At 44.6% G+C, this 7,781-nt stretch carries 9 protein-coding genes and 1 pseudogene; 7 read left to right on the top strand and 3 right to left on the bottom strand.

All coding sequences use genetic code 11. The features are described 5' to 3' along the window. The first annotated feature begins 152 nt into the window (after positions 1 to 152). The 4 genes and pseudogenes from G1O98_RS35240 to G1O98_RS35225 all read left to right on the top strand — a co-directional run bounded on the left by G1O98_RS35240 (position 153) and on the right by G1O98_RS35225 (position 3,767). Positions 153 to 662, top strand: a complete 510-nt coding sequence (locus tag G1O98_RS35240) for an SRPBCC family protein (RefSeq protein WP_243458635.1) — start codon at positions 153 to 155, stop codon at positions 660 to 662. Between the two features lie 11 nt (positions 663 to 673). Continuing rightward, positions 674 to 1,844: pseudogene (locus tag G1O98_RS35235) on the top strand (zinc-dependent alcohol dehydrogenase). A 91-nt stretch (positions 1,845 to 1,935) separates the two neighbouring features. Next, on the top strand, positions 1,936 to 3,105 hold the full coding sequence (locus G1O98_RS35230) for a zinc-dependent alcohol dehydrogenase (protein WP_163938592.1): 1,170 nt from the start codon (positions 1,936 to 1,938) through the stop codon (positions 3,103 to 3,105). Positions 3,106 to 3,398: 293 nt separating this feature from the next. Further along, positions 3,399 to 3,767 (top strand): hypothetical protein, encoded by a 369-nt coding sequence (locus tag G1O98_RS35225; RefSeq protein ID WP_163938585.1) that lies wholly within the window; start codon positions 3,399 to 3,401, stop codon positions 3,765 to 3,767. Between the two features lie 182 nt (positions 3,768 to 3,949). Here the strand turns inward: G1O98_RS35225 and G1O98_RS40440 are convergent, their stop codons facing one another. After that, positions 3,950 to 4,345 carry a hypothetical protein gene (locus tag G1O98_RS40440; protein ID WP_243458634.1) on the bottom strand — a complete coding sequence of 132 codons (396 nt, stop codon included), beginning with the start codon at positions 4,343 to 4,345 and terminating at the stop codon, positions 3,950 to 3,952. Between the two features lie 192 nt (positions 4,346 to 4,537). Here G1O98_RS40440 and G1O98_RS35215 point away from each other — a divergent pair, with 192 nt between their 5' ends. Continuing rightward, the gene (locus G1O98_RS35215) at positions 4,538 to 4,909 is read left to right on the top strand and encodes a hypothetical protein (RefSeq protein ID WP_163938582.1); all 372 of its coding nucleotides are present in this window, start codon (positions 4,538 to 4,540) and stop codon (positions 4,907 to 4,909) included. A gap of 40 nt (positions 4,910 to 4,949) precedes the next feature. Here G1O98_RS35215 and G1O98_RS35210 read toward each other — a convergent pair whose 3' ends face one another. After that, positions 4,950 to 5,855, bottom strand: a complete 906-nt coding sequence (locus G1O98_RS35210) for a hypothetical protein (RefSeq protein ID WP_163938579.1) — start codon at positions 5,853 to 5,855, stop codon at positions 4,950 to 4,952. A gap of 145 nt (positions 5,856 to 6,000) precedes the next feature. After that, the gene (locus G1O98_RS35205; protein WP_163938575.1) at positions 6,001 to 6,258 is read right to left on the bottom strand and encodes a helix-turn-helix transcriptional regulator; all 258 of its coding nucleotides are present in this window, start codon (positions 6,256 to 6,258) and stop codon (positions 6,001 to 6,003) included. Between the two features lie 215 nt (positions 6,259 to 6,473). On the opposite strand from G1O98_RS35205, the gene G1O98_RS35200 reads away from it, so the two are divergent. Continuing rightward, positions 6,474 to 7,295, top strand: a complete 822-nt coding sequence (locus G1O98_RS35200) for a hypothetical protein (protein ID WP_163938573.1) — start codon at positions 6,474 to 6,476, stop codon at positions 7,293 to 7,295. A gap of 123 nt (positions 7,296 to 7,418) precedes the next feature. Then, a complete protein-coding gene (locus tag G1O98_RS35195) occupies positions 7,419 to 7,712 on the top strand; it encodes a hypothetical protein (protein ID WP_163938570.1) in 294 nt (97 codons plus the stop codon). Positions 7,713 to 7,781 lie beyond the last annotated feature (69 nt).

Raw genomic sequence — 7,781 nt, 5'->3', positions numbered from 1 at the left:
CATTCAAAATACTACTTTTGATTTTCCGTCTCTTCAGATGTACGGAGCTTTTTCAAAAATCAAATACTAATCCTATAGAAGAGTTAGAACAAATCAATTTGTCCCAAGTTTGATAATTAAAAGACATATAGCAAGCACAAGAGGCAATGGTCATGAGTATGGTCATGAACCAACGGGTCAAAGTTGAAAAGACTTTAACCATTAACAAACCAGTAGAGGAACTTTATCGCTTTTGGCGTAACTTTGATAACTTGCCACGCTTTATCAAGCATCTCAAAGAGTTGAGGGTATACGACGAGAAGCGATCGCACTGGATTAGCAAAGGATTCTTAAATGAAAGCGTTGAGTGGGATGTAGTCATTACCGAAGACCGAGAAAACGAATTGATTGCCTGGACTTCGGTTGAAGGCGCAGCAATTGAAACCTCTGGTCGCGTCCACTTCAAGCCAGCACCTGGGGATCGTGGCACTGAGGTAAAAACAATCCGAGAATTTACCCCGCCTGGAGGTGCGATTGGAGCTGCGTTGGCGAAGCCCGTCGCAGACATCGCTAAATTATTTGGCGAAGACCCAGAACTGCAAATTAAAGAAGATTTACGCGGCTTCAAAATGCTGATGGAAGCAGGCGAGATTGCCACAACAGAAGGTCAACCGCGAGGTTAATAAATATTGCTATGAAAGCTGTTTGTTGGTACGGCACTAACGATGTGCGGGTGGAAACAGTGCTAGACCCAAAAATAATTAACCCCCGCGATGCCATCCTCAAAGTGACATCAGCAACCATCTGCGGTTCTGACTTGCATATCTACAATGGCTACATCCCGACGATGGAACCGGGTGACATTATTGGTCACGAGTTTATGGGAGAAATCGTTGATATTGGCAATGAAGTCAAGAAATTGAAAAAAGGCGATCGCGTCGTTGTCTCTTCGATGATCGGTTGCGGTCAATGCTGGTATTGCCAACAGCAGATGTGCTCGTTGTGCGATAACTCCAATCCCAAAGCTTCGATACAGGAGAAAGTATACGGTTATAACACGTCAGGTATCTATGGCTACTCCCATGCTTTTGGGGGCTATTCAGGTGCTTTTGCTGACTATGTGCGCCTACCCTTTGCTGATTATAGGGCAATCAAAGTTACCAAAGATATTCCTGACGAAAAACTGCTACCGATTTCTGACGCTTTTCCCACGGGCTACATGGGAGCAGATTTATGTGATCTTCAGCCCGGAGATATTGTCGCAGTTTGGGGTTGTGGCCCGGTTGGACAATTTGCCATGCGTAGCGCTTATCTGCTAGGTGCAGAACGTGTCATTGGCATCGACCGAGTTCCTGAACGGCTGCAATTAGCTAGAGACTTTGCCAAAGCGGATATTGTTAACTACGAAGAAGTTGATGTCAGCGAAGCCCTCAAAGAAATGACGGGAGGACGTGGCCCCGATGCTTGTATTGATGCAGTGGGACTAGAAGCTCACGGCATGGGTCTAGAAGGTGTATACGACCAAGCCAAGCAGGCAGTACGCCTGGAAACAAGATCGCCCCCATGTGCTGCAACAAATGATGCTCACTGGTCGCAAAGGTGGCACTCTATCAATCATAGGTGTTTATGGTGGCTTTGTGGACAAGCTACCGATGGGTGCTGCTATGAATAAAGCCATGACCTTCAGAATGGGACAGATGTTCGGTCAGAAGTATATGCCTATCTTGCTGGATCACGTATTGAAGGGCGAAGTCGATCCATTTGCTGTGTTCACGCATCACTTACCCCTAACAGAAGCCAAGCATGGCTTCGAGCTGTTCAACCAAAGAAAAGACCACTGCATAAAAGTTAGGTTACAGCCTTGAGTTGGGGACTCACAAAAGCAGGGGAGCAGAGGAGACAAGGAAAATAACCACTGACAACTGACAATTAACTACCGACAAAGGACTAATGGCTATGAAAGCAGTTTGCTGGAACGGTGCCAACGATGTACGGGTTGAAACAGTACCCGATCCAAAAATCATTAATCCGCGTGATGCTGTTATTAAAATCACAACAACAGCAATTTGCGGTTCTGATTTACACCTTTATAACGGCTACGTCCCCACAATGGAAAAGGGCGATATCCTGGGTCATGAAATGATGGGGGAAGTCGTTGAAATAGGCAGTGCCGTCAAAAATTTAAATATAGGCGATCGCGTGGTTGTACCATTCCCTATCGCCTGTGGTAACTGCTGGTACTGTCAACATGACTTCTGGTCATTGTGCGATAACTCTAACCCAAACGCTTGGTTAGCAGAAAAATTCATGGGTTATTCACCCTCTGGTATTTTTGGCTACTCTCATATGCTAGGTGGCTATGCTGGTGGTCAAGCTGAATATGCCCGCGTTCCCTTTGCCGATACTGGTTTGTTTAAGATTCCTGATGGACTAACAGACGAACAAGTAGTGTTTCTAACAGATATTTTCCCCACCGGATATATGGCGGCAGAGAACTGTAATATTCAGCCCGGTGATATTGTCGCAGTCTGGGGGTGTGGCCCAGTCGCACAATTCACAATAAGAAGTGCTTATCTACTTGGTGCTGAACGAGTCATCGCTATCGATCGAATTCCCGAACGCCTACAGATGGCTAAAGATCAAGGCAAGGCAGAAATCCTTAACTATGAGGAAGTAGATGTTGGTGAAGCCCTTAAAGAAATGACAGGTGGACGCGGCCCAGATGCTTGCATTGATGCTGTGGGGTTGGAAGCACACGGCACGGGTCTAGAAGGAGTATATGACGAAGTAAAGCAAGCAGTGCGTCTGGAAACAGACCGCCCCCATGTGCTGCGGCAAGTGATGATTGACTGTCGCAAAGGCGGTCACGTGTCAATTCCTGGTGTTTATGTCGGCGTTGTAGACAAAATACCTATGGGTGCTGCCATGAACAAAGCCTTAGTATTCAAAATGGGACAAACGCACGTTCATAAGTACTTAAACACGTTACTTGATCATATCCAAAATGGCAGGATCGATCCATCTTTCGTGATCACCCATCGTCTACCGTTAGATGAAGCACCCCGAGGTTACGAAATTTTCAAAGACAAGAAGGAAAACTGTATCAAAGTTGTACTCAAACCATAAGGCAGGAGAAAAGACACGGAGAGTGGGAGACGCAAAGAAAGAACTCTTTATGTCCGAATGGCACGCTTGTTAAGCGTAAACTTTTGATATAACTGGATGAGAGGGTATGGAGTGGAATGGCACGCTGGTAGGGTTGCAGGTTCGTCAGAAATTAAGAAAAATAGAATGAAAGTGCGAACATTAATAAACTTCTTGATCACTACACCCTACACCCAAAAGCCTTATAAATAATAGGTTTGCCGTTATCAAGCGTGCCATTCGGTATGGGGTGTGGGGTGTGGGGAATTAAGAAGATGTTGAACTCCTTGACGCAGTTGCATTCAATTGCTAAAGAAAGATTACGCCTGCAAGAAGAACGTCTCCGATATAAGCAACAATTACCAGAAGATAAACTTAAACAAGAGAAACAGAAAGAGGAACATTTGAAATTCGAGAGGCAAAAAAAAGAACGTAGTAAAAACGAGCAGAAGTTACAAACGGAGAATTATAGACCACAACAGCAAAAACAGATAAATCCATACTCAACTAACAATAACTCTTGGAGTACACGTAATTTCTGGAGTAATAATTCATCAAATGGGTCAAGTGAAAAAGTATACGTGCAAGGATACCGTTGTAAGGATGGGACTTGGGTTGAAGGATATTGGCGTAGTAACAAATAAGCAAGTGTTACTGTTAGTAAATTTTATTACTTGTCGATAAATTGATAACACTCTTATCTGCCCCTTTAATAATTGCTATGCTTCACTCAACGAACTGGACTATTGCCCATAAACAATTCAAAATGACTTCCTGTAACTAGACTTCTAACATTTTATCCTATTGAGACTTTTACAGACTTACATCATTTTTGATCGCTACTCCTGTATTCTTTCTCTATTACACTCAACACTTTCTCTTCCAAATCCGTCAAATAAGCACGATTCAGCTTCCCCAGCATCTCCAAAAACTTCTGCACCAACTCCTCCAGTGAATCGGAATATATTCGCGCAAGGCGATCGCTCAAGGATTGGATCTGCTGACATTCCTGGGGCAGGTAGTTGAAGGACTTCAGGTGTTGCAACCCAATGGCGTACTCGCCATCCCACATTTTCACCGTACAATTAAATTCATTCACTGCGCTGACAATTGCCCAACACCCACCCTTACCTCTGAGTTTTGGGTCGCCCTCAGTCCAAAATTCGTAGTGATAGTATAGTATGCCTGTTAGTAATCTCTGCCGTTCTTGGTAATCGTTCACCAATGAATACTGCCGCTACCTTCCCCCTTGTACCGTCGTATTTTACTAGGGTTTACCGCAATACTCAACAGCGATAATATCGATACAATTGGGTGATTGACAGCTTCAGCTTAACAGTAGCAATTATAATTACATACCGCGTCAATTACTTCAATTCAGGTGAGCGCATAGATATTTTTACTAAGAAGCAATATGGCAGACCTTAGCGGTAATTGGTTAGGAACTTATTGGCAAGATGACATCCCTAGTCGCTTTGAAGCAACCTTTGTTCAGAGTGGAAATACTTTCAGTGGTTCCATTTTGGATGACAATTATTTAGGAGAAGCTCAGGTCAATGGCGAGGTAATTGGACGTACTGTCAGTTTTACTAAACGTTATTTAGTTACCTCACCTGTACCAGTTAGATATACAGGCATGGTTTCAGAAAATGAAGATTATATGCAAGGAGAGTGGAATATAGGTTTGCAGTATTCTGGTTTATGGGAAGCGCGACGCAGTGGAGAGAACCTGATTATAGATTTACAAACTCGGCTTGAACAGCAAACTTTATTGACGATAACTTAATCGTTCGCATAAATTCTTACCTTATCCCCAGCTTTCCTTATTATGTAATTTCCGACTCTAAGAGACTCAGCACTTTCTCCTCCAACGCCGTCAAATAAGCCCGATTCAGCTTCCCCAACGACTCCAGAAACTTCTGCACCGACTCCTCCAGCCCACTCGAATACACCCGATTAACGCGATCGCAAATCACCCGCATCTGCTCACACTCGGCAGGCAAGTAATTGTAAGACTTCAGGTGTTGTAACCCAACGGCGTACTCGCCATCCCAGACTCTCACAGTGCAACTAAACTCGTTCACTACGCTGACAATCCCCCAGCAGCCACCTTTGCCTCTGAGTTCTGGATTGTCTTTGACTACGATTTGGCAGACTTCGCCGATTTGGTAGGTGTTGGGTACTTGGGTTCGCTCCATTATGCGCTGCACAACATCTTTGACGATCCTACCAGTCGGCACTTTCCCCCCAGCAAGCTCTACTGCCGTTAGCCACACTTCCTGCTGTTCTTGAGGTTCAAGCTTTGTCATCGGTCGAACTTGCCCCTCTGCTGTTGGCAATTTGTGATCAAATTGATCACAAATTTCAACCAAGTTATCAAACACGACAGCCGCATCCATTAAAAGATAAGACTGGCGGCGACTGTGACCAAAGCGATCGCGACAATAATCCTCAAATGTGCGGTGACTTGAACGGTAAAGCCGACGATCGCGCAATTCTGCCAGTGCCTTACCTGCCTCAAAAAACGCCCGCTCCACTTTCCTCTCCAAGTGCAAGCGGTCGCTTTGCTCCTCCTGGGTCAACTCTGTTACTTCAACAGCAGTAACTGTAATTGTTGCTGAACCTGGGTCTTCTTGCTGGGAGATATCTTCGTTTACAGAGTTAGCTGCTGAAGTTGAATCAGTAGATGCGGCAGAGGTGGCTTTGTTGCGTCTAGAAGGTGGTTTAAGCATAATTCCACCTCTTTTGGTTCAGTGCCATTGCTTAGAGTCGATCGCAAATCAATTCTAAAAATCGAGCTTTCATAAGAGAGATACAGGTTCAGAGGAAAAATACTTTTGACTTATCAGCTAACAGATGTTTGTCAAAAGCGATACACTATGATACTTGCCCTTTCGGTTCATCCGGCACATAAGTTAACAAATCACCGGGTTGACAGTTAAGCGCTTTGCAATATTTCTCCAATGTCTCCCTTTCTAACCTCTCTGGCATCACACGTATATTTTTGTGCTTGCTGATAGTCACAGGATGCATACCTGTCATCTCGGCAAGCTCTTTATAATCAATTTCTCTATCAGCCATCAATACAGCCAAGCGCCACTTAATCGGCATTGATTCTTTTATAAATATCGGCATCTTTAACCTTACACCTCCTTGTGTTTGCCCCTTAGTAGCTGCGACTATAACATAAACCGTAGCAAGTTATGTGTTAGTCGATAACTTGACATCATTAGTCGTAGCGACTAATATGATAATCATAGAGACAAACAAAAGGCGACCGCTCACAGCCTGGAAAACTTCGTGCGATCGCCTTTTGAAAAACCCATACATTCGTACAGGGAATCTTAATTATGACTCACGCCATTTACACAGCACAACAGCTGCAACTGAAATCTATTGCCCGTCTGAAGCAAATCTACAGTGAAATCGCCTGCACAGTCGAAGTAAGCGACAAACGCTGCAAGGATTCTTGGATTACTGCGATCGCTAATTACCAAGCCAGCAAGGTTCAGAAACTCGCCCCTGCTGCCCCCGACGAACAAGCCCTTGCTCAAGCCGAACTCGACAGCTACATCGCTGACCAAGCCCAAGCCATAGCTCCCGAACTCCTCACAATAGTCGAAATCTCGTTTGACCATCACGAATATTACGCTGATGACAAACTGGTAGCCAGCATCAGCCATGACGACAACCACCTAACCCAACGCTGGGTAGTGATGGCCAACGGCAGTGAAAAATTCCGAGCAAACACCTGGGCAAGATGCAACCGCTACATCACTTGGCATCACCAGGATGGAACACTCAACGAACCAGTACCCACACAAACTGAGGTTGAAGAAACTGCGACCACTGGTAATGAAATCATGGCGCAAATTTTCAATGAATGCGAGAAGTACGGTTTTGAAATTCTCGACGATGGGATTTATCAAAATAACGTGAAACTGGGCGAAGTGGGATGCACTGACGGCGGCTGGTGGGTGATGCGTACTGGAGAATGTCAGCAACTACCCTGTGAATGTGCGGTGGAGGCAGTTCAATCGCTGTCGATTGTGAACGTGTCTACTGGTGGTAAATCCATTTTTGATGAATATTTTTTAGACCAACCGTTAGAACAGCTAACTGGCAATAAATTGCAACGACTGCTGGAGAGAGCAGAGTTAGTCACAGCGTAAGTCTTGGGCTTCGCCTGGGGAAAGGTTAAAGGGAAAGGGGAAAAGGTAAATTTCTTCATTCCCTTCCCCTTTGCCCTTTCACCCTTTCCCCAATTATTTATTCACCAATCCCCAATTAAATCAATGCAACCCACGATCTCAATCCCACAACACTGGTCCTACCCTCGCTTTGCTTTGGAACAGCGTACAGAACAAGGCATCATCTTGGGACTTTATTACTATCCCTCTGGTACAGAGTTGGCTGAACAATTTGATGATGGTTGGCGCTATGTGCTGATGCCTAACAAGAATTCTGATGAAATATCGTACTTGAAAGAGGATCAAATCCAACCGCTCACACCAGAAGAATTATTTCAGCAAATTACCGCAGAGATTGACTTTTATCAACAACAGATAAGCATTCTCGGCGTTGCATAATAGCTGTTCACGCAGCAATTTTGCTCGTTATGAGTTAAGAGAAACAGCATGAACTAGATATACAGACTG

Origin of the sequence: Nostoc sp. UIC 10630 (assembly GCF_010747425.1) — a bacterium.
Taxonomy (GTDB): Bacteria; Cyanobacteriota; Cyanobacteriia; order Cyanobacteriales; family Nostocaceae; genus Nostoc.
Note: the sequence above shows the minus strand (reverse complement) of the source record. Positions and strands in the feature narration are given on the sequence as shown.

What these genes read in the sequence shown, in the direction of transcription:
- G1O98_RS35240 (WP_243458635.1), top strand. Translation starts at nt 153, where the DNA reads ATGAGTATGGTCATGAACCAACGGGTCAAAGTTGAAAAGACTTTAACC.
- G1O98_RS35230 (WP_163938592.1), top strand. Translation starts at nt 1,936, where the DNA reads ATGAAAGCAGTTTGCTGGAACGGTGCCAACGATGTACGGGTTGAAACA.
- G1O98_RS35225 (WP_163938585.1), top strand. Translation starts at nt 3,399, where the DNA reads ATGTTGAACTCCTTGACGCAGTTGCATTCAATTGCTAAAGAAAGATTA.
- G1O98_RS35195 (WP_163938570.1), top strand. Translation starts at nt 7,419, where the DNA reads ATGCAACCCACGATCTCAATCCCACAACACTGGTCCTACCCTCGCTTT.
- G1O98_RS35200 (WP_163938573.1), top strand. Translation starts at nt 6,474, where the DNA reads ATGACTCACGCCATTTACACAGCACAACAGCTGCAACTGAAATCTATT.
- G1O98_RS35210 (WP_163938579.1), bottom strand. Translation starts at nt 5,855, where the DNA reads ATGCTTAAACCACCTTCTAGACGCAACAAAGCCACCTCTGCCGCATCT.
- G1O98_RS35215 (WP_163938582.1), top strand. Translation starts at nt 4,538, where the DNA reads ATGGCAGACCTTAGCGGTAATTGGTTAGGAACTTATTGGCAAGATGAC.
- G1O98_RS35205 (WP_163938575.1), bottom strand. Translation starts at nt 6,258, where the DNA reads ATGCCGATATTTATAAAAGAATCAATGCCGATTAAGTGGCGCTTGGCT.